The sequence below is a fragment of the Aquiluna borgnonia genome, assembly GCF_013283855.1.
Lineage (GTDB): Bacteria > Actinomycetota > Actinomycetes > Actinomycetales > Microbacteriaceae > Aquiluna > Aquiluna borgnonia.
Genome location: NZ_CP054056.1, coordinates 499,322 through 522,183, shown reverse-complemented (window position 1 = coordinate 522,183; position 22,862 = coordinate 499,322). Strand labels below are relative to the sequence as shown.

Annotated in this window: 22 protein-coding genes and 1 tRNA gene; 15 read left to right on the top strand and 8 right to left on the bottom strand. The window is 54.2% G+C overall.

Features of this window, described 5'->3' with window-relative positions; translation table 11 throughout:
* The first annotated feature begins 5 nt into the window (after window positions 1-5).
* From HRU87_RS02710 to HRU87_RS02660, 11 genes are all read left to right on the top strand, one after another.
* A complete protein-coding gene (locus HRU87_RS02710; protein WP_173493424.1) occupies window positions 6-827 on the top strand; it encodes an ABC transporter ATP-binding protein in 822 nt (273 codons plus the stop codon).
* Window positions 820-1,650: an ABC transporter permease gene (locus HRU87_RS02705; protein WP_173493423.1), complete on the top strand. Its 831-nt coding sequence runs from the start codon at window positions 820-822 to the stop codon at window positions 1,648-1,650. Before HRU87_RS02710 ends, HRU87_RS02705 begins: the two co-directional genes overlap by 8 nt.
* Window positions 1,647-2,519 (top strand): ABC transporter permease, encoded by an 873-nt coding sequence (locus tag HRU87_RS02700; protein WP_173493422.1) that lies wholly within the window; start codon window positions 1,647-1,649, stop codon window positions 2,517-2,519. Before HRU87_RS02705 ends, HRU87_RS02700 begins: the two co-directional genes overlap by 4 nt.
* 79 nt (window positions 2,520-2,598) lie before the next feature.
* On the top strand, window positions 2,599-4,056 hold the full coding sequence (locus HRU87_RS02695; RefSeq protein ID WP_213086405.1) for an aminotransferase class I/II-fold pyridoxal phosphate-dependent enzyme: 1,458 nt from the start codon (window positions 2,599-2,601) through the stop codon (window positions 4,054-4,056).
* 36 nt (window positions 4,057-4,092) lie between these two features.
* Entirely contained in the window at window positions 4,093-5,757 is a 1,665-nt protein-coding gene (locus tag HRU87_RS02690) for a DUF885 domain-containing protein (protein WP_173493421.1), read from the top strand.
* Window positions 5,758-5,785: 28 nt separating this feature from the next.
* Complete coding sequence (gene argG, locus HRU87_RS02685) at window positions 5,786-7,099, top strand: argininosuccinate synthase (protein WP_173493420.1); 1,314 nt, start codon at window positions 5,786-5,788, stop codon at window positions 7,097-7,099.
* Between the two features lie 169 nt (window positions 7,100-7,268).
* Complete coding sequence (locus HRU87_RS02680) at window positions 7,269-8,249, top strand: phosphate/phosphite/phosphonate ABC transporter substrate-binding protein (protein ID WP_173493419.1); 981 nt, start codon at window positions 7,269-7,271, stop codon at window positions 8,247-8,249.
* Window positions 8,250-8,321: 72 nt separating this feature from the next.
* On the top strand, window positions 8,322-9,137 hold the full coding sequence (phnC, locus tag HRU87_RS02675; RefSeq protein WP_173493418.1) for a phosphonate ABC transporter ATP-binding protein: 816 nt from the start codon (window positions 8,322-8,324) through the stop codon (window positions 9,135-9,137).
* On the top strand, window positions 9,137-10,777 hold the full coding sequence (phnE, locus tag HRU87_RS02670; protein WP_173493417.1) for a phosphonate ABC transporter, permease protein PhnE: 1,641 nt from the start codon (window positions 9,137-9,139) through the stop codon (window positions 10,775-10,777). The genes phnC and phnE overlap by 1 nt, the downstream gene beginning before the upstream one ends.
* Before the next feature lie 8 nt (window positions 10,778-10,785).
* Entirely contained in the window at window positions 10,786-11,910 is a 1,125-nt protein-coding gene (locus HRU87_RS02665) for an FAD-dependent oxidoreductase (protein WP_173493416.1), read from the top strand.
* On the top strand, window positions 11,903-12,565 hold the full coding sequence (locus tag HRU87_RS02660; protein ID WP_173493415.1) for an HAD family hydrolase: 663 nt from the start codon (window positions 11,903-11,905) through the stop codon (window positions 12,563-12,565). The genes HRU87_RS02665 and HRU87_RS02660 overlap by 8 nt, the downstream gene beginning before the upstream one ends.
* Here the strand turns inward: HRU87_RS02660 and HRU87_RS02655 are convergent.
* Window positions 12,562-13,308 carry a tyrosine-protein phosphatase gene (locus HRU87_RS02655; RefSeq protein ID WP_173493414.1) on the bottom strand — a complete coding sequence of 249 codons (747 nt, stop codon included), beginning with the start codon at window positions 13,306-13,308 and terminating at the stop codon, window positions 12,562-12,564. The two genes, HRU87_RS02660 and HRU87_RS02655, sit on opposite strands and share 4 nt — an antisense overlap.
* A gap of 101 nt (window positions 13,309-13,409) precedes the next feature.
* On the opposite strand from HRU87_RS02655, the gene HRU87_RS02650 reads away from it, so the two are divergent.
* Together HRU87_RS02650 and deoD are read left to right on the top strand one after the other, a co-directional pair.
* Entirely contained in the window at window positions 13,410-14,597 is a 1,188-nt protein-coding gene (locus tag HRU87_RS02650) for an MFS transporter (RefSeq protein ID WP_173493413.1), read from the top strand.
* Complete coding sequence (gene deoD, locus HRU87_RS02645) at window positions 14,594-15,289, top strand: purine-nucleoside phosphorylase (protein WP_173493412.1); 696 nt, start codon at window positions 14,594-14,596, stop codon at window positions 15,287-15,289. Before HRU87_RS02650 ends, deoD begins: the two co-directional genes overlap by 4 nt.
* Here deoD and HRU87_RS02640 read toward each other — a convergent pair.
* Both HRU87_RS02640 and HRU87_RS07185 read right to left on the bottom strand, forming a co-directional pair.
* Window positions 15,255-15,734: a hypothetical protein gene (locus HRU87_RS02640; RefSeq protein ID WP_173493411.1), complete on the bottom strand. Its 480-nt coding sequence runs from the start codon at window positions 15,732-15,734 to the stop codon at window positions 15,255-15,257. The two genes, deoD and HRU87_RS02640, sit on opposite strands and share 35 nt — an antisense overlap.
* A gap of 9 nt (window positions 15,735-15,743) precedes the next feature.
* Window positions 15,744-16,937 (bottom strand): collagen-like protein, encoded by a 1,194-nt coding sequence (locus HRU87_RS07185; protein ID WP_173493410.1) that lies wholly within the window; start codon window positions 16,935-16,937, stop codon window positions 15,744-15,746.
* Window positions 16,938-16,988: 51 nt separating this feature from the next.
* On the opposite strand from HRU87_RS07185, the gene HRU87_RS02630 reads away from it, so the two are divergent.
* Both HRU87_RS02630 and HRU87_RS02625 read left to right on the top strand, forming a co-directional pair.
* Entirely contained in the window at window positions 16,989-17,621 is a 633-nt protein-coding gene (locus HRU87_RS02630; protein WP_173493409.1) for a LysE family translocator, read from the top strand.
* Between the two features lie 214 nt (window positions 17,622-17,835).
* Window positions 17,836-19,194, top strand: coding sequence for a DEAD/DEAH box helicase (locus HRU87_RS02625; RefSeq protein ID WP_173493408.1), 1,359 nt, complete (start codon window positions 17,836-17,838; stop codon window positions 19,192-19,194).
* On the opposite strand, the gene HRU87_RS02620 is transcribed toward HRU87_RS02625, so the two are convergent.
* From HRU87_RS02620 to HRU87_RS02600, 5 genes are all read right to left on the bottom strand, one after another.
* Entirely contained in the window at window positions 19,195-19,536 is a 342-nt protein-coding gene (locus HRU87_RS02620; RefSeq protein WP_173493407.1) for a nuclear transport factor 2 family protein, read from the bottom strand.
* Between the two features lie 22 nt (window positions 19,537-19,558).
* Window positions 19,559-19,631: transfer RNA gene (locus HRU87_RS02615), tRNA-Arg, on the bottom strand.
* Between the two features lie 24 nt (window positions 19,632-19,655).
* Window positions 19,656-20,687: a hypothetical protein gene (locus HRU87_RS02610; protein WP_213086404.1), complete on the bottom strand. Its 1,032-nt coding sequence runs from the start codon at window positions 20,685-20,687 to the stop codon at window positions 19,656-19,658.
* Window positions 20,688-20,706: 19 nt separating this feature from the next.
* Window positions 20,707-21,768: a hypothetical protein gene (locus HRU87_RS02605; RefSeq protein ID WP_173493405.1), complete on the bottom strand. Its 1,062-nt coding sequence runs from the start codon at window positions 21,766-21,768 to the stop codon at window positions 20,707-20,709.
* Between the two features lie 12 nt (window positions 21,769-21,780).
* Window positions 21,781-22,842, bottom strand: coding sequence for a hypothetical protein (locus tag HRU87_RS02600; RefSeq protein ID WP_173493404.1), 1,062 nt, complete (start codon window positions 22,840-22,842; stop codon window positions 21,781-21,783).
* Window positions 22,843-22,862: the final 20 nt, after the last annotated feature.

The following is a 22,862-nucleotide window of genomic DNA, read 5'->3' as shown; positions in this document are numbered from 1 at the left end:
TCCACATGAGTTCAACTAACGCCACTGCCCAGGACCTAACGGTTCTGGGCAGTGGCATTACCATTTCAGGGCTTTCCAAGGTTTTCAAACTTGGCAATCAATCCGTAACCGCGCTTCAGGACACCACCCTGCACTCAGATAAAGGGAGCTTCCTTTCTCTGCTGGGGCCCTCCGGCTGCGGTAAATCCACAATTTTGAGAATCCTCGCAGGTCTTGAAACCCCGACCTCCGGAACCGTCACAGTTGATGGGATGGCTCCCAGCGAGCTGAGGCGGGACCACCGACTCGGCATCGCTTTTCAGGATTCAGCCCTCATGCCCTGGCGCTCGGTGACCCAAAACATTCGCCTGCCGTTTGAGCTAGCTAGAGTGAAACCGGATGAGGAACTGATCGCCGATTTGATCAAACTGGTTGGGCTGCAGGGTTTTGAGGATGCCAAGCCTGCCCAGCTATCGGGTGGAATGCGCCAGCGCGTCTCGATTGCTAGGGCACTGGTTGTCCAGCCCTCGGTGCTGTTGCTCGATGAACCTTTTGGCGCACTGGATGACATGACCCGGCAGCGGCTGAACCTGGAACTTTTGAGAATCTGGACCGAGAAGCCCGCGACGACCCTGATGGTTACCCACGGAATTTCTGAGGCGATTTTCCTCAGCGACCAGGTTGCGGTCATGAGCCCAAGGCCAGGCCGGATCAAGGAAATCATCGATGTTGACTTGCCTCGGCCAAGAACCCCCGAGATGATGCGAACCCCGGAGTTCCACGCCCTCCACGATCGAGCCTCCGATCTACTATTTGGTTCCGGCGGCGCAGCATTACAAGATGAGTGAGCTGCTGATCTCAACTGATTCCAGGCGCTTACCCGCCTGGTTGACTGCGACCGTTGGGGTCAGCACAACAGTTGGAATCTGGTGGCTGCTCGCCGAGACTGTCTTTGCAAGTGTCGGCCGTCGCCCAGATGGCTCAGGGGGCGCGATTCCAACACCGTTGGAAGTTGTTCAGCAGCTGTGGCTTGATGGCTTTGAGTTTTACGCCAGGAACGCCGGGGTTACCCTGCTGGAGGCAAGTCTTGGGTTTGCCTATGGAAACCTCTTAGCTCTGGCATTTGCAGCAATTGCACTCATAGTCCCCAAGCTTGAAAACCTAACCACTCAGATTGCGGTAATCACCTACTGCATACCAATTGTGGCGATTGGTCCGATTGTGCGACTTGTGGTTGGAGCCCCGGGTAGTGGCGAGCCAGCCGGTGCCGCAATTGTCTTGGCTGCCCTATCAGTCTTTTTCACAACCATGGTTGGCGCACTTACCGGAGTAAAGCAAACTGATCGCCGCATGCTGGATGTAGTCAGCGCCTTCGGCGGAGGTGCCTGGCAGCGCCTAGTAAAGGTCCAGCTGCTATCGGCCCTTCCCTCAATTTTTGCGGCTTTCAAAATTGCTGCTCCCGCTGCATTTCTAGGCGCGATTCTCGGTGAATACGTTGGCGGTCCTGACCTTGGGTTCGGACCGGCCATGGTCAATGCCCAGCAGAGTCTTGAGATAGCAAGGGTTTGGGGAGTTGCACTGGTTTCCGGATTAATTGCGGGTGCAGGTTACGCGCTGTTTGGTTTCATGGGAAAAGTCCTCACGCCCTGGGCCAAGGTGAGTGCCCGATGAATTTCAAGTTGGAAGATGCCGAAGATCGCTCGCTAATTGCAGTCCGCAAAAAGGTAAAGCGAGACGCGGCAAAGCAGACCGCCAAGGTGGTAAGCGACTCCCTGGTAAATACCGGGATATCGCTTTCGGTTGTGTTGGTGCTGTGGATGCTTGGACTTTGGGCTTTCGGTGTCACGCCATACATCGGCAAGGGTCCGCTTGAGGTTTTTGATTGGCTGTGGCTCGACGAGGATGCGCTGGAAAACCAACAGCTTGTCGTGACGGCGCTGTCGCAAACCATGGTTGATGCATCAATCGGTTTTGGATTTGGCTTGTTCTTTGCAACTTTGGTTTCGGTGCTGTTCACCATGTCAAAGTCTTTGGAGCAGGCCCTGATGCCGATTGCCATGTTGCTACGCAGTGTTCCGCTGATCGCCATGGCGCCGATTCTTATTTTGATTTTCGGCCGCGAACAGGCGACCGTGGCGGTGATGGGCGCTATTGTGGTGCTGTTCCCAGCCCTGGTAAACATCGTCTTCGGACTCAGGAGCGCATCGAGTTCCATGATTGACGTTGCCACGGTTTATGGGGCCAACAAACTTGCTGCGCTTCGGTTTGTGGCGTTCCCATCTTCGCTTCCGTCATTCTTTGCAGCGGTCAAGATTTCAGTCCCCGGGGCTATCACCGGGGCACTGCTGGTCGAGTGGTTGGCGACCGGACAGGGAATTGGCTACGGGATTATTTCGGCCGTGGGCAGAGCAAAGACCAACGAGGTTTGGGCCTATGTGGTGGTAATCACATTGGTTTCCATCCTGCTCTACAACCTGGTCGGACTCCTGGAGGGTTACGTGCTCAAGCGCTTTGCCCCGCAGGCCTGGAAAGCACGCTAAGAATTTAGAAAAACTTTTCCCAACCAAGGGAAATCTTCTGTATTGTTTTCGCTTCCGTCCATTTTTGAAAGCGAGATGATTGTCCGAGCACGCTTTTGGCGCAGCCACCCTTCTTGATCCCAATGACCCCATGGGTCTTCGCAACTCCGCACCCCTGCTAGATGCCTGGATCAGAGACATCACCTCCGAAAGATTTCCGTTTCAAATCCCTGGACACAAGGGCCGGATTGACCTAACCGGGCCCGTTGTTGAGGGCGACATACCGGTGCTTCCAGGAAACCACCCGAATCGAATCAGTCCCTCGTTGATTCTTGAAGCCGAGGCACTTGCAGCGAAATTGTGGGGGGCCGATCTATGTCGATTCGGAGTCAATGGCTCAACCGGCACCAATCACGCCTCGGTGATGGCTGTGGCTGGCCCCGGAGACAAGGTGATTGTCTCCAGGACCCTGCACAAATCTGTGCTGGTAGGAATGGTTTACGCCGGCGTGGTTCCAATTTGGGTTAGACCCGAAATCAACCTGCAAACTGGACTGCCTGAGTATCTACCCTCCTCCAGACTGCGCGAAACGCTCGAGCAGCACCCAGATGCCAAAGCGGTACTAATTGGTGAACCGAGTTACGTCGGCACCATGTCCAACATTCCAAGGCTCTCGAGCGTTTGCCACCAATACGGAATTCCACTGGTGGTTGATGCAGCCTGGGCGGCTCACTTTGGCTTTCACCCGGACCTGCCAAAAAACCCACTGGATGAGGGTGCTGACATTGTGGTTACCTCGGCTCACAAAACCCTGCCGAGTTACTCGCAGGCCTCATTTGTGCTCGCCAAGGGTGATTACGTCGATCTTCCAAGGCTCAACAAGGCCTTTGACTCCACCCAAACTACCTCAATGTCAGGACGAATCCTTGCCTCGATTGACGCGGCTCGAGCGCTGATGCAGCGCCACGGAGCGGAGTTGATTGGTCCGGTAATTGAGGCCACAGCTAAGGGCCGCCAAGCGCTGCGCGAAGCTGGAATTGGAGTAATTGACGGGCAATTCATCGACCCGCTAAAGCTGGTGATTCTCTTGAATCAAACTGGGGCCGATGGAAATTTGGTTGAGGCTGAGCTGCTATCCGCCAACATCGACCTGGAGATGGCTAACCGAGATGTAATCATCCCGATGATCACCATGGCCGACACTCCAGATCGGATTGCAAACCTGGTCAAAAGAATCATTGAGTTGGTTCAGAAGCACCGTGGGGAACCCAGGCCCGTCAAGATTGCCGCGGCTTTCTCGATCGAGCCAGAGGTTGTAATTACCCCCAGGGATGCTTTTTTTGCACCCTACGAAGTGGTCTCCGGATCGGATGCAATTGGAAGGGTGAGTGCGGAGCTGATCTGTCCGTATCCCCCAGGAGTCCCAGTTTTGAGCCCTGGCGAGCGCATCACTGAGTCTGCAATGACCGCCCTGCTTGAGGCCCGGGACTCCGGCATTCGAATTGCCTTTGTTTCGGACCCTAGCCTTCTAACCTTCAAGGTGCTGCGCGATAACTAATGTGTGAAAGCATTGAGAGGTTGAAAGGACCTCGCAATGAAGCGCGCAGAAACTCAGATCGACCAGCTAGCTAATCAGTGGGTGAGCGACCAGGCTGCCACCTACCCCTCCTTCGCCACCTCAATCGGTTACCCCGGAGGCGAGGGGGATATGGACGACTACTCCCCCGAGGCCCTAGCCAAGGAAAAGCAGGACATCAAGTCAGTAATTGCCAAGCTCGAAAGCCTGACTCCGGCCGATGACATCGATTTGGTAACCAAAGAGGCGATGTTGTTCTCACTGCGCGGAGAAATTGAATCCTACGAATCAGGCCTGGCGTTTCGAAACCTAAACAACATTGCCTCGCCCGCCCAGGGCGTGAGGGATCTCTTTGACATCTCCCCCACTGCAACCTTGGAGGATTGGGAAAACCTTGCCTCAAGGATGAATAAGGTTGGTCAATCGCTCGCTGGTTACGCCAGGAGCCTAGAGGAGGGGGCCAAGCGCAACGACGCTCCCGCCCCGCGGCAAATTGCCGAAGCCATTGAGCAGGTCGAGCAGATTACTGCCGCAACAGGGTTCTTTCGCACCTTTGCAAAAGGCGCGAAGGCGGAACAGGGTGAACTTCCTGAGTCGCTGATGCAAGATTTAGAGCGTGCCGCAGAGGCCGCGACCGCCGGCTACGCGGAATTCGGTGAATACCTCAAGGGCCTACTCCCCAGAAGCAGCTCACCTGACGCAATTGGACGCGAGCGCTACCAGATTCTGAGCCGGCGCTTTCTCGGGGCAACCGTTGATCTGGATGAAACCTACGAGTGGGGCAAGCAGGAGCTTGCTCGAGTTATCGCAGAACAGACCGAGGTTGCCAATGAAATTCTCCCGGGCGCAAGTGTTGCGGAAGCGGTAAAGCACCTCGAGAGCGATCCCAGCACCAAGCTGCACGGAACCCAGGCGCTGCAAAAGTGGATGCAGAAACTCAGCGATGAGGCGATTGAGAAACTATCCGGAACCCATTTTGAGATAGCGGAGCCAATCAAGCGTTTGGAGTGCATGATCGCCCCTACTCAACACGGCGGTATCTACTACACCGGCCCCTCGGATGACTTCTCTCGTCCGGGCCGGATGTGGTGGTCAGTGCCGGCCGGTGTAGAGGAATTCGACACCTGGAGAGAGACCACCACCGTTTACCACGAAGGTGTTCCCGGTCATCACCTGCAGATTGGTCAGGCTACTTACATCAGAGAAACCCTCAATGCCTGGCGCCGGCTTTCCTCTTGGTCATCCGGTCACGGCGAAGGCTGGGCGCTCTATGCCGAGCGCCTGATGGATGAACTCGGCTTTTTATCCAATCCGGCTGACCGCCTAGGGATGCTAGATGGCCAGCGGATGAGAGCAGCTCGAGTTGTGCTTGATATCGGGGTACACCTCGGCAAGCAAAACCTTGAGGGTACCGGGGTTTGGGACTTTGACTACGCGCTTGAATTTATGAGCCAGAACGTCAACATGAGTCCTGAGTTTGTCCGGTTTGAAGTCACCCGGTACTTCGGTTGGCCAGGCCAGGCCCCTAGCTACAAGGTTGGTCAGCGCATCTGGGAGCAGATTCGCGATGACTATGCCGCTCGCAAGGGAGCAAATTTTGACATCAAGGAATTCCACAAAACCGCTTTGAATCTCGGCGGATTGGGGCTAGACACCTTGCGCAGCGCCATGGCACGGGCATAAACCCTAGTTTTTCGTTACGCTTGGGCACGTGTCTAAGGTTCTAGCTTCTCTCCCAGTTGGTCAAAAGGTCGGTATCGCATTCTCCGGTGGTCTCGACACCTCCGTTGCGGTGGCATGGATGCGCGAGAAGGGTGCAATCCCCTTCGCCTACACCGCCAATCTCGGGCAGTACGACGAGGAGGACATCGACTCAATCCCAGCCAGGGCCACTGAGTACGGTGCCGAGGCTGGGCGGCTCGTAGATTGCCGCGAATCACTAGCCGAAGAGGGGCTCGCCGCAATTGCCTGCGGCGCCTTCCACATCCGCACCGGCGGCAAGGTTTACTTCAACACCACCCCGCTGGGAAGAGTTGTCACAGGAACCCTTTTGGTTCGTGCGATGCGCGAGGATGGCGTTGAGATTTGGGGAGATGGCTCAACCTACAAGGGCAATGACATTGAGCGCTTCTACCGCTACGGGTTGCTGGCAAACCCCAACCTCAAGATTTATAAGCCCTGGCTCGATCAAGACTTTGTGTCTGAACTCGGTGGTCGCCAGGAAATGAGTGAGTGGCTGCAGGATCGTAACCTCCCCTACCGAGCATCCACGGAAAAGGCCTACTCAACCGACGCCAACATGCTCGGCGCCACCCACGAGGCAAAGAGTCTTGAGTACCTGAACACCTCCTATGAGATTGTTCAGCCCATCATGGGCGTCAAGTTCTGGGACCCGAGCGTTGAGATTGAAACCGAAGATGTAAAAATCACCTTCAATCAGGGTCGCCCTGTGGCCATCAACGATGAAGCGATGAGCAGCGCGGCCGACATCATGATGGCGGCGAACGCAATCGGCGGTCGTCACGGACTGGGCATGAGTGACCAGATCGAAAACCGGATCATCGAGGCCAAGAGCCGAGGCATTTACGAGGCTCCCGGAATGGCTTTGATTCACATCGCCTACGAGCGCCTCATGAGCGCAATCCACAACGAGGACACCATCGCCAATTACCACCAGGAGGGAAGGCGCATGGGTCGCCTGCTCTACGAAGGTCGCTGGTTGGACCCGCAAACCCTGATGCTCAGGGAGTCGCTCACCAAGTGGGTGGCAAGCGCGATCAACGGTTCAGTGACTTTGAGGCTGCGTCGTGGCGATGACTACACAATCGTGTCCACCGAGGGTGAGAACTTCAGCTATCACCCTGAGAAGCTATCCATGGAGCGCACCGAAGATGCTGCTTTTGGACCGGCGGACCGCATCGGACAGCTGACCATGAGAAATCTAGACATCCAAGACACCCGCCAAAAACTCGATCTCTACCGCAAGCAGGGACAGATCGAGGGTGGCCAATTTGAGCTGACCTGAACAAGACCCAAACTTTACTAACGCAACAAAAACAAAAGGTTGCTAAGTGAACCAAAGGTGGCTCAAGTGTTGACCCGGCATTCATCAGCGATTGCCCTAAGGGTCAAATTTCAAAGTTAGTTTCGCTCCGTGCGGGAAGGGCCCGCCATAAATACGGAGAGAAACCACAATGATTTCAACCGCTACCAAAATCTCTGCCATTGCCGCATCGGCATTCATGGCACTAGGCCTAGCTGGCTGCGCTCCAGCGGCGACTACCACCGAGGAAACCACCAGCGCAGCTGCCGAGGCAACCACCGACGAGCGCGCTGACTGGCCAGAGAAGCTAGTCTTCGGAGCAGTTCCCTCAGAGGAGTCGTCCTCTCTAGTTGAGAGCTACCAGAAGATTCTTGATGTTCTAGAGGCCGAGCTCGGCATCGAGGTCGAGTTCTTCCAGGCTACCGACTACGCAGGCATCATCGAAGGCCAGGTTGCAGGCAACGTTCACATGGCTCAGTACGGACCTTTCTCCTACGTCCTAGCCGGTGTTCGCGGTGCAGGACTCGAGGTTGCCGGTGTTATGACCGACGGCCCAGACATCGAGCCTGGCTACCAGTCCTACGGAATTGCCCTGGCAACCAACGACGCGGTTAACTCCCTCGAGGACTTTGCTGGCAAGGTAGTCTGCTTCGTTGACCCAGCCTCAACCTCTGGCTACCTCTACCCATCTGAGGGTCTACTCTCGGCCGGAATTGACCTAGAGACTGGCATCACTCCCGTATTCGCAGGTGGCCACGACGCCTCTGTTCTTGCTGTCAAGAACGGCGACTGCGAGGTTGGTTTTGCATTCGACGCCATGGTTGACAAGAACCTAATCGAGTCTGGCGACATCGCCGAGGGCGAGATCAAGACCGTATGGAAGTCCGAAGTTATTGCAGGTTCTCCTCTTGCAATGCTGGGATCTCTTCCTGAGAGCCTAAAGGCTGAGATTAAGCGAGTAATCCTTCAGGAAGCCAACGTGGACGCTCTTGTAGCTTCCGGCATCTGCACCAGCGTTGACGACTGTGGTCTAACCGACGAGAAGGTCTGGGGATACGTTGAGAAGGACGACTCCTTCTACGACGGAGTTCGCAAGGTTTGCGAGGTCACCGGCTCTGACAAGTGTGAGTAATTTCCCACCCCGTTGAGAGAAACCGGGGAGCCATTCAGGCTCCCCGGTTTTCCCACAGAAAGGCCAACCAAATTGTCTAAATCGGTCATTGAAGTAAAAAATGTCACCAAGGTCTTCGCTACTGGAACGGTGGCTCTAAAAAATGTTTCGCTAGAGGTCCCCAAGGGCCAGATGATGGCACTCATTGGCCTCTCTGGCTCCGGCAAATCAACCCTATTGCGCCATCTAAATGGCCTTGCCGCTCCTACCGAGGGTGAAATCAATGTACTGGGTGTGCCGGTCAATCACGCCAAGAAAAAAGAACTTCGTGAGCTACGTCGCCAGGTCGGCTTTATATTCCAACAATTTGGTCTAGTTGGTCGCCTCACCGCAATTGAGAATGTTCTATCAGGCGCACTGGGCTCGCTGCGCGGGCCAAGATTCGGTGTCGGCAGCTACAACCTCGCGTTGCGCAAGCAGGCGCTAGAGAATCTCGAACGCGTAGGGCTAGCCGACTACGCCTTTCAGAGAGCAGACACTCTTTCGGGTGGACAGATGCAGCGAGTAGCAATTGCTAGAACCCTGATGCAGAAGCCATCGCTGATGCTGGCAGACGAGCCGGTTGCGTCATTGGACCCGGAGTCCAGCGCCCAGGTTATGGACATAATGCTGAAAATTGCAAAAGAGGAAAAACTAACCGTCGTCGTCACCCTGCACCAGGTGGAGTTGGCGATGGGATGGGCTGACCGGATCGTAGGCTTGCGCGACGGTGAAGTCGTACTTGACGACGAGCCAAAGAAGCTAGGAACCAAGAAGGTCATGGAGGTTTATCAGCGGGTTGCTCCCGAGGGCACAAACGCCCAAGAGTTAGCAAAAGAGTCGCTGTTCAAGATGGGGAAACTCGGCTAATGAACCTAGTTAGAGGCGGGACTCAGAAACTAACTCCCAAACTCAACAAGCCCACCCTAGTTACCAGAAGTACCGTGTCTGGGTTCCTCTTAGTTGCCATATGGGGCTGGATTTTTGTAGACATGGACCTGGTTTCGGTGTTCGCAGGTCTTGATGACATCAACAACCTGGTTGATTACATGCTCCCGCCGTCTTTTGCAGACTGGGAGCGGGCGCTCGAGCTAACCCTAGAGACCTTTTGGATTGCAGTTCTAGGCACATTCATAGCTCTGGTTCTAAGTGTTCCACTGGCTTTTATGGCTGCAAGAAACACCACTCCGCACCCAGCTGTCTACGCGGTGGCCAGAGGAATCATTGTTTTCACCCGCGCCGTGCCAGATCTGGTATTCGCCCTGATCTTTGTCCGAGCACTGGGCATCGGGGTGCTCCCGGGAATCCTCGCCCTAGCTTTCCACTCCATTGGAATGGTCGGCAAGCTATTGGCGGACGCCATTGAGCAGGCAGACCCCGCGCCACGCGAGGCGGTGGACTCGGTTGGTGCAACTAAGTTCCAATCAATCATTACCACCATCGTTCCCCAGATAATTCCGGCCTTTATCTCAGTTGCGCTGTTCCGGCTGGACATCAACCTTCGATCCTCAACGGTTTTGGGTCTGGTGGGCGCAGGTGGTGTTGGTCTTCTGCTCAAAGAACGACTTGGTCGACTGGATTACTCGGAGGCCCTCGGAGTGGTGGCCATAATTTTCGTCTTCATTCTTGCCATGGAGCTACTTGCTGCCGCCGTTCGATCAGTTCTGCTTCGCCAGGAATCCAGCGGCGGCAATAAAACCCAAATCGCTGAGCCCAAGAAGACCAACCCAAAAATCCTGCCTCCTTGGACGAGGCGCAGAGTTATTTCAACTGGCTACGGCTACTTCTTTATCGGGTTGATAATTGCCGGCTTCATTGCGGTTCAAGTCGACTTCTTGGAATTGCTCGGAAGCTTCGGAGGAATCTTCGCCTTCACGCTTCGAATGTTTCCGCCTGATTTTGTCTCTGCGTGGCCACAAATTGTTCAGGGCATGACCGAGACCCTGGCTATCGCGGCGGTCTCGACGGTCCTTGGCTCTCTTTTGTCGATTCCGCTTGGATTCCTCGCTGCGGCCAACGTGACGGTGAATAAGTTTGTTTACAGCATCACACGTGTGGTTTTGGTTGTCATTCGCGGTATCCCAGAGTTGATCCTTGCCATTGTCTTCGTGGCGGCAACCGGACTAGGCCCTGTTGCGGGAATCTTTGCGCTTTCAATCGGAACTGCAGGATTCCTCGCCAAACTCATCGCCGACTCGATTGAAGAGATCAGTGAGCTACCACGAGAAGCTGTTTCAGCCACCGGTGCCTCCAGGCTTCAAGAGCTATTTGTCTCTGTGATTCCGCAGGTGATGCCCTCTCTAATAGGACAGCTGCTCTACACCTTCGACATCAATATTCGCAGCTCTGCAATTCTTGGAATCGTGGGTGGTGGTGGAATTGGCTTCCTGCTCTTCAACTCCATGAAGGTGCTTCGTTTTGACACGACGGGCGCAATTATCCTCGCGATATTCATAGTGGTTTACCTGATAGAAATCCTCGCGGGCTATGTTCGCAAGCAAGTGATCTAGGAGAAAAAATGGCAAAGGTCCTCGTAGTAGGTGCTGGAATCTTCGGAACCATGCACGCATACTTCGCACTTAAGGCCGGGCATGAAGTAACTCTTGTCGAGCGCGATCCAAAACCGCTCAGTGCCTCGGTGCGAAACTTTGGCATGATCGCGGTCGGAGGTAGGGCCGCGGGCGATGAGCTTAAGGTTGCACTCAGGGCCCGAGAGCTTTGGGGAGAGCTGGCTCAGCAGCACTCTGAACTCACGTTTAGACCGAGCGGCTCTATCCTGGTCGCCACCAGCGATAATCACCTGGCTGTCATCGAAAAGGTTGCCCAGTACCCTGACGCCTCAGACCGTGGCTGGAAGGCGCTGGATCGCAAACAGGTAATGGAAATGAACCCTGGAATCCGGGGAGAGCGCGTCACCGGTGGGCTCTACTGTTCGCAGGATGCCGTGGTCGAACCCGATCGTGTGCTTGGTGAGATCCGCAGCATCATGCACGAAAACCCAAGATTCGAATACCTCCCCGGTCACGACGTGGTGTCTGTGGACGAAACTTCTGATGGTGTTCGGTTAGCAATCCGCGGCGGCAAAAAGGTGTCGGGTGACATTGCGTTCGTCGTTCCAGGTGCCGACCACTCATCGCTGTTTGGAGAACACCTAGATTCTGAGCCCCTGAGGCGAGTATTCCTTCAGATGGCAAGGCTTGAAAACCCCGGTGTCACACTCACCACTTCAATTGCAAACTTTGACTCGCTTCGCTTTTACCCCGGCTATCGCGGGGAACCAATTGACGAGCTAGAGCCGGTTAGGCCACTTGTTCAGGAAATGGTCATGCAGTTGCTACTGCAGCAGCGGGTTGATGGAACCCTCACCATGGGCGACACTCACGTTTATGAGGAGCCTTTCCCCCACGAGATGCGGGAGGACTGCTACGACCTCCTGCTGGATGAGGCGGAGTCAATCTTGGGAACTCGCCCAAACATAACGACGCGTTGGCAGGGCATCTACAGCCAAAACACCGCAGACCTGATCTGCGTCCGCAAGAAAGTAACCCAGAAAATCATGCTCGTCACCGGACCCGGTGGTCGAGGCAACACCCTGTCTCCAGCGATTGCAGAGACATCAATGAAGGAGATGTTCAATGTATAAACTCGTGGTTTTTGATGTGGCTGGAACAATCGTCTCCGACGACGGTGTGGTAATCGCGGCTTTCGAGCAGGCCTTCAACGAGGTGGTTCCTGAACTGTGGTCTGAGAAGAGCGAGGAATTCTCGCACTACGCCAAGGTAACAATGGGTCAGGCCAAGATAGAGGTCTTTGAGCACCTGCTTGGGTCCCGAGAGCTTGCGGAAAAAGCCGCGGGGGCTTTTCAGACCTACTACCTAACTCGGCTGAGCGAGGCCAAGGCCTTCGATGGCATCGAGCAAATGTTCCGCTCGCTGAGAGAAAACGGCATCAAAATTGCTCTCAACACCGGGTTCAACCGAGAGACCCTCGATCAGATGATTGAGAATCTAGGTTGGAGCGATCTGATCGATGCAACAGCCACACCTTCGGAGACAAAGGCTGGTCGACCCTCCCCCGCAATGCTCGAATACGTGAGTCGGCAGCTCGGAATTAGCAACCCCAAAGAGGTTGCGATTTTGGGAGATACGGCATCCGACATTGAGTCAGGTATTCGCTTTGGCGCTGGGCTAAAGATCGGCGTGCTAAGCGGTGCTCACGACGAGGAAACGCTGCTTGGGGCGGGGGCCGATGTGGTGGTCAAAGACGCTACCTACGCAATTGCCGACCTGCTCGATTAGTGCAGCTTAGCCACCAGCTTTTGCCTGGTTGATTCACTGACACCATTTGCTAGCAAGACCTCGGCAACTGAGCCGCTGCGCTCCTGGACCAATCTCAACATGGTTTGCATAGCCTCTGGCTGAGCGCGCATAAGAGCTCCGGTGGCTCGCATCGTCCCCTCAGTCCAGAACGGTTGGGAGTGAGCGAGTCGAGCCAAGATTTTTGGCAAATTGTCATCGGTCTTAGAAAAATCTCTCACGATGTCACTTTCCGACACCCCAAGGAGAGAGTAGATGGAAGAGGCGAAAATGCCGGTTCGATCTTTCCCAATGGCGCAGTGAAATAGAACCGGGCCGGAGTGCTCAGCCACTGCAGCAATGCCCTCGGAGATCATGGGGGCGGCCTTGTGAAGGACCTCGGAGTACCAGGTGCCCAGCATCTCATTGGTGAACTCCTGCATGAGATCCTCTTGACCAACATTGTGGTCCTCCCCGATGAAGTCGAGAACCGGCAGATGGAGATAGTCAACGGCCTCTGCGGCTAGCGGACCTCGACCAACTGCCTCAGCCTCGGCCTTGGAGCGGAAATCTATCACCATTCCCAAACCCAAGTCGAGTAGTTCCGCAAGCTGCGCCTGGTCAATGTTGGCAACATCGTCGGAGCGATATAGCAATCCGCTTCTCAGGTCCCCATAGTCAGATGAAACGCCTCCGAGGTCACGAAGGTTTGCAAGTTTGGTAATTGGGTGGGAGTTGTCAATCATGAACCAAACCCTAGTTTTACTTTCTTACGGCTGGATAAATTTCGGATGAATGGCGGAGGTTTGAAGGCAGCATCCTGGGCTTGGGTCGGTAGCTTTTAGCAGTGCGCAAAACATCCCTCCGGCTAATCGGCCAACTTGGGATTACCCAAACCATTGGCTACGCGTCCTCCTACTATCTGTCGGCGATTCTGGCTCGACCTATTTCGCAAGATCTTGGTTTTGAGTTTGAAAGCTACTTCACCTTTGTTGCCATCGCCTCGATTATCGGCGGTTTTTTGGGTCCAGTACTGGGCAAGCAAATTGATCGATTTGGCGGGAGATTGGTCCTACCGGCTGCTTCGGTGTTATTTGCGGTCGGGTTAGCGCTGATGTCGCTGGCGACCGACCAGATTAGCTTTGCCGCCGCATGGGTGGTCACTGGGATTGCCATGGCCGCAGGCCTCTACGACGCTGCCTTTGCCTCAACGGTTGAAATTCTCGGGGACAACTCCAGGCAAACCATTGCTGGAATTACCCTAATTGCAGGGTTTGCCAGCACCATTGGGTGGCCGATCACCTCGGCTATTGAACAGACATATTCCTGGCGCGAGGCGATATTGTTCTGGGCCATCATCCACGTCTTGATTGCTCTTCCACTGCATCTGACACTGCCCGGTGGAAAACGATTGGATCGAAAGGCCAGAAGGGCTGAACGCGATGGTCAGGATTTGCCAATGGGTTCAATACCTGCCTCACTGGTCATCCTCACCGCACTGCTTTTCGTCAGCGGAGGTTTTGTTCAAATAGCGCTTGGCGCGCATTTGCCCCAGGTCATTGAATCCGCAGGAGCTCCAGCTTCAACCGCCTTACTCGCCGCCACCCTACTTGGACCGGGACAGGTTTTCGCTCGTTTACTGCAGGTTTTGCTGCCATCACTTTTCACCCCGCAGTTGGTGACATTTTTTGCTCTGGTGCTGCATCCGATTGGTGTGCTCTCGCTTTTGCTATTTGATGTTGCCGGCTACTTCAGCTTCGCAGTGCTTCATGGCATGGGGTCTGGCTTTCTCACGGTTGCAGCTGGAGTTCTACCGCTTTATCTTTTCGGGTCAAAGAATTACGGGGAGCGACAGGGCTACATCATGGCGGCAAATGACATATTCCTGAGTTTTGCACCAGTGTTCTTTGGGTTCCTTTTGATTCGATTTGGAGCTCTGTCACTCGGCGCCACATCGGCCAGTGCCTTGGTTGCACTGGTCATTCTTTGGTTTTTACTCTGGCACCACGGTAAGGTCTCTAAACTTTCCGCATGAGCACACACATTGCTGCAAAACAAGGTGAGATAGCTGAGATTGTTCTCCTGCCGGGGGATCCTCTTCGAGCTAAATGGGTGGCAGAAACTTTTCTCGAAGATGCCACGCTCTACTCATCGGTTAGAAACATGTTTGGTTTCACCGGAATGTATCAAGGCCACCGGGTTTCGGTTCAGGGAACCGGCATGGGAGCGCCCTCGATTGGTATTTACGCCCATGAACTCTTCAATGACTACGGTGTTCAAAAGGCGATTCGAATTGGAACCTCCGGTGGCTTGCCGCCGACCAAGCTCCGTGACGTTGTAATTGCCATGGCTGCCTCAACGGACTCAAACATCAACCGCCGCGCTACCAACGGCCTGGATTTTGCCCCGGCGGCAAACTACGAGCTGCTTGAAAAGGCGGTAAATCACGCCAGAACCATGGGCATTGACTTCCACGTTGGAACCGTCGCCTCTGGTGATTTGTTCTATGACGGCACGGACTCTTTAGAGCAGTGGAAAAAGCTAGGCATTCTCGCTTTGGAAATGGAGACTAGCCAGCTATTCACGCTAGCCGCTCGATTTGGCAGAAAGGCCCTCTCGATCCTCACGGTATCCGACTTGATGGACGGCAGTGGTGTGACTAGCGCCCAGGAACGAGAGACCGGTTTTAGCTCTATGGTTGAGATTGCTCTGGCTGCGGCTCTCTAGCATCGTGGCGGCCGTGCTGCTCCCTTAGCTCCCACCAGAGGAACATGAGCAGGGCAGGCAGCAGGATGTCCGAAGCAATAAATATCGGATGGTTGATTAGGTAATCGAAATACCAAACTCCGTCTCGGACGTAGAGCAGAATTTGGTTTATCACAACGCTTATGGGCCAAATCAGCGCAGCATACGGAAGTGCTCGTAGGGCCTTGATTTTCCCCACTGCATAAAGCAGCAGGGCAGCAGCCGGGACAGTGGCAATAACCGTCCAGCCAATCAGTGAGAGCCACAGTGCCGCCTGACGAATGCCCCAGGAGTCATCGGCTGGGTTGAAGATAAAAAAGCTCGGGTAGCTTGCAACCACCAGCCAGTAGAAGGCTGCCAGGAAGACCGAGAAAGCAATGAATGAGCTTCTCAGGTTTGGTTTTCCGTGCTTAGACAGTTCGCTCATGGTTTTCTCCTAGGGGGTGATGTCACAGGAAAGGTAGTAGTCACTGCTGCCGTCCTCTTCCCACTTGTAGGTGCCGGGAGAGTAATTAGGACCGGCGGTGCAGGGCAATCCCGCCCCTGCAGCAAATGTTGTGGAGGTTTCAACAAAAATTGAGCCGGCAGCTGCGTCACTGGAAACAACGTATCCAATAACCATGATTGCCCCGGTCATGGGTCTAGTGCTGGTTAGAGCACCGCCTCCGTCCACGTAAACCGGGTCCCCAGCAGTTCCGAAGGAAGTGTCCAGGCCGCGGACCAATCCATTCGAGGTAACAAACCCTGTGGCTCCATCAGAAATGTCCTGTGTCAAGACACCAATCACGGCTGTGGTTTTGGCTGGATCAGAGGCATCTGCATAATCCACCGTCATCAAACCAGCGTCCGCCCCCGTTATTCGAACCGCACGACCATTGAGCAGAGTCGTACCCGAAATGTTTTTCACAGGCATAACTAATTCTTGGCCAATCTGAAGGGTTACCTGTCCGCCTCCAAGACTCAGGTCAAGAGTCCCATCCGCAGCGTTCCATTTCAGCCGGCCAATTTCAGCTGTGGCTTGCGAAGAGGTATCAAATTGCAAATACCCCAATCTTTCCAAGAAGGTGAATGCTGATTGATCCACTCCAATGCTCTTGGAGTTCGGATCGTAGGTTGCCGGTGCCTGAGCGAGCACAACCCCCGAGGGTCCCTGGGGGCCAACTGGTCCCATTGGTCCGGTTGCACCGTCATAACCCGCTAATCCTTGAATCCCTTGAATCCCCTGCAAACCCTGAATGCCTTGCTCGCCCTGAGGGCCAGTTTCACCTTGGGGTCCCTGCTCACCCTGGGGGCCTTGAGGCCCCATTGGGCCCATCGGACCCATGGGCCCGGCTGGACCTGTTGCTCCAGTGGCACCTCGAGCTCCCGCTGAGCCTTGCGGTCCTGCGACGACCAGCGGCTCACTCACCGAGTCAGAGGCGGAAACTTGAACGCTCTCGGATGAAGTGGTGTCTGGTGACTGCGTCTCTTGGGCGGCAGCTGGAGAAGACTGCGGGGTGGGGCAATCTTGGGCTCGAATTTGGCAAGAGGCGTCGTAAAAACCAGTTGAGTAACCAACTGCAGCACCGCCAACGGTCCCAAGCCAGAGCGCTATCGCCGCCCAGGCGATACTGGTTTTGTTGATCTTCAAATTTCCCCCTGAGTGAGCTAAGCCTAACCTTTGCGGTGGTAACTTGACAGCGTGCCGTCCGCGTCAAACATTGTGGGTTTTACCCTGTTAGCCCTGGTAATCATTTTGGTTCCAGGACCGAGTGTGCTTTACACCATTGGTCGAGCCCTAATCCTTGGCACTAGGGCTGCTGTTTTGAGCGTGTTGGGTAATGCGCTCGGCGTTGGCCTGCAAATTGTCGTTATCGCCGTTGGGCTAGGAGCCCTGATTGCCCAGTCGGAGCTGCTTTTCTTCGGCATCCGACTCTTTGGTGCTGGAATGATCACCTACCTGGGCCTAAAGGCATTCTTAGACCGAAAAAACTTTGACCTTGAGGCTAAAAATCAGGATCAGAGCGCTGGGTCAGTTTTCAGGCAATCGATCGTGGTTGGCATCTCAAATGCCAAAACTTTTGTGTTTTTCCTAGGTTCACTGCCGCTTTTTGTTAACCCGGAGCTGGGGTCACCGGTCTGGCAGATGTTGTTTTTAGGCGTAATTTTCAGCGCGATTGGCATTGCATCCGACTCGGTATATGCCATTGCGGCAGGGCAGGCGAGGGATTGGCTCTCAAGTTCTGCAAATCGCCTTGCAAACTTCAGGGGTGCTGGCGGCGTTGCACTGACGCTGCTTGGCCTATACATGCTTTACGAAGCAATAACGCATTGAGTGACTAAATTCTGGCCTCAACTCTGGAGATGGGCTAGGCTTCGACCAACGGGTTGAAAACTGGCCCGTTGCGTCGTAGAACGCTTCTTCACTCTCAAGTGGACAAACTTTTCCTTCGGCGAACGAATGCATCGCCTGATGCCTTCGCCATCTCGAGCTAAATACCTCGATAACAAATCGGTGCCAGAGCATCGAACGAAAGCAAAACAAACTTATGTCTCAAAAATCATTTCTAGAGCTTGGCGTGCCCGAGGCGATTGCCAAGGTGCTAAGCGACCAGGGAATCGACTCCCCCTTCCCCATTCAAGTTGACACCCTCCCCGACACTCTCGCCGGTAGAGACGTTCTTGGCCGCGGTAAAACCGGATCCGGCAAGACTCTCGCCTTCAGCATCCCGATGGTCGCAAGGCTTGCAAATAAGCGATCGAATTCAGAGCGCAAACCAAGGGGCTTGGTATTGGCGCCAACCAGAGAGCTTGCCACCCAGATCACTCAAACCCTGCAGCCGATTGCCGAGACGATGAACCTAAGGGTCACCACCATTTTCGGTGGGGTGTCCCAACACCGTCAGGTTCAAGCTCTCAAGGCTGGCGTCGAAATCATCGTGGCAACGCCAGGCCGAGTTGAAGACCTCATGTCGCAGGGCTTTTTGAAGCTGGACGCCATTGAAATTACCGTGCTGGATGAGGCCGATCACATGGCAGACCTGGGATTCCTTCCGGGGGTCACCAGAATCCTGAACGCGACCCCAAAAGATGGCCAGCGTCTACTGTTCTCAGCCACTTTGGATAACGGCGTCAACAAGCTCGTGGATAAGTTCCTTTCTAACCAGGTGATGCACTCAGTAGATGAGGCAAATTCGCCGGTTGCCCAAATGACCCACCACGTTTTTGAGGCGGCTGATGCCGAGTCCAAGAAGCAGTTGATTCACGCCCTGGCTTCCGGGACTGGAAGGCGCATTTTGTTCATGAGAACCAAGCACCACGCCAAGAAACTCACCAAGACCCTCACTCAGGCGGGAATCCCAGCGGTCGATCTGCACGGAAACCTCTCGCAGCCAGCTAGAGATCGCAACCTTGCGGCATTTAGCGAGGGAAAGGTGAGGGTGCTGGTGGCAACCGATGTTGCAGCCAGAGGTGTCCACGTTGATTCGGTTGACCTGGTCGTTCATGTTGACCCACCGGCCGAGCACAAGGCTTACCTTCACCGCTCCGGCAGGACCGCCAGAGCGGGCGCCGAAGGTGATGTTGTCACAATCACACTCCCCGAGCAGCGCAAGGATGTTGCCGACCTGCTGCGAATGGCGAAAATCAACCTGACCCCAACTCGGGTTACAGCAAAATCCGAAGAGGTTGTCGCGCTCATTGGCGAAGTTGCCCCATACGTCAAACCTGTCGTAGAAACTCCAAAACCCCAGGGTGGTGGAACCTCAACCGGGCGCAATGCTCAGCGAAAGCGCGCATTGAAGCAGGGAGGGAATCAGCCAGCTAAATCAGGTCGACCAACTCAAAGTGGTTCTGGAAGTTCTGGCAAGCCAGCGAACCAAAACCGCAATCGGCAACGCTCTCGTTAGCTAGAGGCCTTTGTAAGAGACAATTTCGCTGACAAGGCCGGACCTGTCAAAACTTAGTCTGTCCACCACAGCCAAAACGATCTGTTCATCAACCACTATCTGAAGCTCGGCCATCACGGCCAGGTCGGAAAGGTAGTGGTTTTTGACTTCAATCTTGATTGTGTTCGAGGATCTGAAATTTTTGTCGAACTCGAAGAGCAAAGCGCCCTTTCCTCTCACCTCAAGGTTCCAGTCGCGCAGCAAAACGTCCTCGCTAACCATCTCGGATATGGCCGCAAGGTCCTTGTTTTGATAAGCGGTAAGGAACTCGTTGGTTCGAGCTATTAGGTCCTGAGCATTCATAAAATCCCCATCGATTTACTTGCGCCCTCGGCAGGAATCGAACCTGCGACCAAGAGATTAGAAGGCTCTTGCTCTATCCACTGAGCTACGAGGGCAATTCGGACCTGTACAGAATACCGCTAGGCAGCTGGCTTCTCTCGCTTGAATCTTGAACGAACTTTGAGCAATAAAAACATCAAAAACAGAATGCCGGCAAAAAAGGCGGCGGGTTCCTTCCATTGAATTATGAGCATTCTTGAGGAGGATTTTTCAAGCGGGAACTCACTGCCTCCCAGACTTGACGCCACCGAAGCATGAATGTCCACAAAACCAAACGCGGGTAGAAGGTTTAAATCTGTGCCAGACACTGGGTTTCTCAGCACTGACAGAGCTTCAACTTCACTTGAGCGGCTTGGCAGAAACATTCGCTTGGCAACTTCAGACCTCGCCAATGTTTCCCCCGCGTGCTGGAATTCCCAGTCGACGGAGGAAAAGACTGGGACAGTGCCAAAGCTTGCGAGGGTGAGCACAGAACGAACGGGCCCAAAGTTCACTATGCCTGGAATGTCAGGAATTACCTCGTCGATAAAGCTCGACCGCACCAAGGGCTGGATCTCATGTTTGGTGATTTGAACTGGGAGCGCCTGTTCATCCTCTAGGTAATCCATCACTCCAAAGGGCACGGCAGTGAGCGGGTTGACGAGCGATGCCTTATTGGACTTTATGGTCGCTTTAGAAGGGTCAGGAATAAAACTCACTCGCAATCCTCCGAAGTAAATCCTGGGATCTACTTCATTGGGGTCTTTGGCTAGTACGCGGATAGTTCGGACATTGGACTTGGAATCGGGGTCATGTCTAGTCTCGAAGGGTTCTATGGTGAGTGCGTTAGCCAGCGAAAAAGGAAGCAGACCCCCAGGCAGAGTGTTCAGGGGGTTTCGATCGATGAAGTCCACAAACTCCACACGAAGCTCGCCGGCCACTTTCGATTCCAAAACAACCTTGACCTCTAGCAGGTTTTCAGGGTTGGACGGGTCACCTAGGATGAACTCTGCTGGAAGATTCTCTACGGCAAGCCTGGCTACGGTCGAGGATTCTGCAGTCTCTTCCGCAAGGGATGGAGTTGCAACTGAACTCCCAATAATCACTGTCCCGACGATAATCAGATTGACCAAGAATCTCAATTGATCCGTCCTATTCCAAATAGTTCAGAACGGCCATTAGATCCATACCCTCGGGCATAAGGCTCAATTGAAACCAGTACATGGTGCGTAGTTCGAAATCCACCCCAGAGCCAAAAAGTTCAAAGGACACTTGCACTGGGACCACTCCCGATTCATCAAGGGATATCCACTCGAAGTAAGGGTATTCCTCCGGACTCGACCCTCTAACAAGTTTCGCGTCTCGATACAGAAGATCTACGGCCCACTGTGGTGCGCACTCCGGCCCGAATTCGTTACAAAGAGGCAACTGTTGCTCTCCAAAGGGCCCTATAGACGTGGCTAGGAAGGAATAACCGGCTATCTGCCCTGGAAATAGAGCCACATCAAGCTCATCATCCTCTTCCACGTTTACCCATGTCGCGGATTCACTTCCAATCTCTTCCGAAGGGATTGCCTCAAGCGGCAATCTAGAAGCCTCCAATAGAGCAAGCTGGTCGCTACCTTCGCAACTCGATGCGTCATAAATTAAGTCGGTGCTAGAGGTGGTGTAGGTCCTGCGGAGTATTTCAAGCGGGGATACATCCGAGGCTGTGAGTTTGCCATCATCATCGGTATCGGCTCGATCAAAGTGGGACAGCAGGTTGTAGGGATCAATGCCTGTTGGATAATTTGGATTGGCCCAGATGTCCTCATACTCCGGGGTGACGAAAAGCTCACCGTTGAGTTCGGTAAACGGTCGGATTGCCCTCGGCTCGACACCTTCGTAGTTAGTAATAAAAAAATCCCGAAGGTTAACCGGTTCCATGCCAGCGAGATACCCCAGGGTTATCCAGGGAGAGGGATTATCAAGCGGAATTTGGCGCGAGACCTCCTGGGCGGTCAGGGAGGTCTCGGAAATCATTATGGTTGAGATGCCAACACAGTCCCGCTCATCTCCATCGATTGTCGCTGTGACCTGCAGACCAGCGCTTGAACCAACCTCCGGTGAAAGGGATACGTCGCCTGGATAAGCCGCAGCTCCCGCTGACATGGAAGTGAATAAAGCAATCGTTGCCGAGAGAAGTTTTTTACGCCTCAGATTTAGACCGACCATGAACGGGGATGATCACAGACCATCGAAAAATAGATAACCCATCAGGTCTTGGAGGTCATTTCCCTCTCCAAGTTTGCTGAGTTCGAAGTCATAGGAAGTCCTCAAGACATCATCCTCGCCAATTTCTCCAGCGGTTGCGATGATGGCAGTCATTCCAACAGTGCCCTGCGTACCTGTTTTCAACATCGAATTAAAAAGATTCTGACTCAGATCAGACTCCGAGTAATCTCCAGCCTCCGGAGCTACGCGCCTGGGACCCGAGGGGAACAAGAGATCTCCCAAACCAGTCGCAAATAGGTAATACGGGTCCGGGCCATAGAGCAGGAATGGAGTTACATCCTCGTCGATGAAACTGGCGGTGGTCAAAAGATAGGATTTCGCAACATAGCTTTGGGTTGCGGTCCCAGCAACCACTGCACCCAGAGAGTCATCCGTTTGTTCGATTGAAGTCCAAAGTCCCTCCTCTGTGGTCCCAGAATCTAGGACCTCCACAGCATCTCGACTTGCTGAAACTAGACCGTATTCCTCACTCGATGGACAGTTGTTCGCATCAAATGTGACGTCAAATTCCGCCGTGGAAAAGACCTGTCTCGTGAGTCTCAATTCCGAAACATCGAGTGAATTCAGTAATCCGTCACCATTAGTGTCAGCGTTGTCAAAGTCATCTATTGGAAGGTTTAGGTCGTTCCTATTCCGGGCCTCGTCCAAGACTGCGAGTGAACCTGGATCATCTGGAAGAAGGTAGAACACTGGACGCTCTTCATTCTCGGTAAGGGCGTAATCCTGATAGTCCGCAATTACCTCAGGATCGCTGGAGCCTGCCAAAAGCTCCCAGGGGCTGGGCTCAATCCCGGGAATGACCCTCTCCAACTGCGCGTTCAGGGTGGCTGCACTCAGCTCGATGAAGCCGTAACCCGTGCAAAGTTCACCGTCTCCATCAACTGTTGCTGTCACGCTGAGGCTGACCGACGGCTCGGGCCCTCCGGAGATGGGCTCGGCGACAGAAGGCGCAGCCGTAGCGGAGAAAATTAGCGAAATTGCGACGGTGCGAGTCATTAGCTTTGTTGCGTTCATAACCTAAATGTCTCATCGCA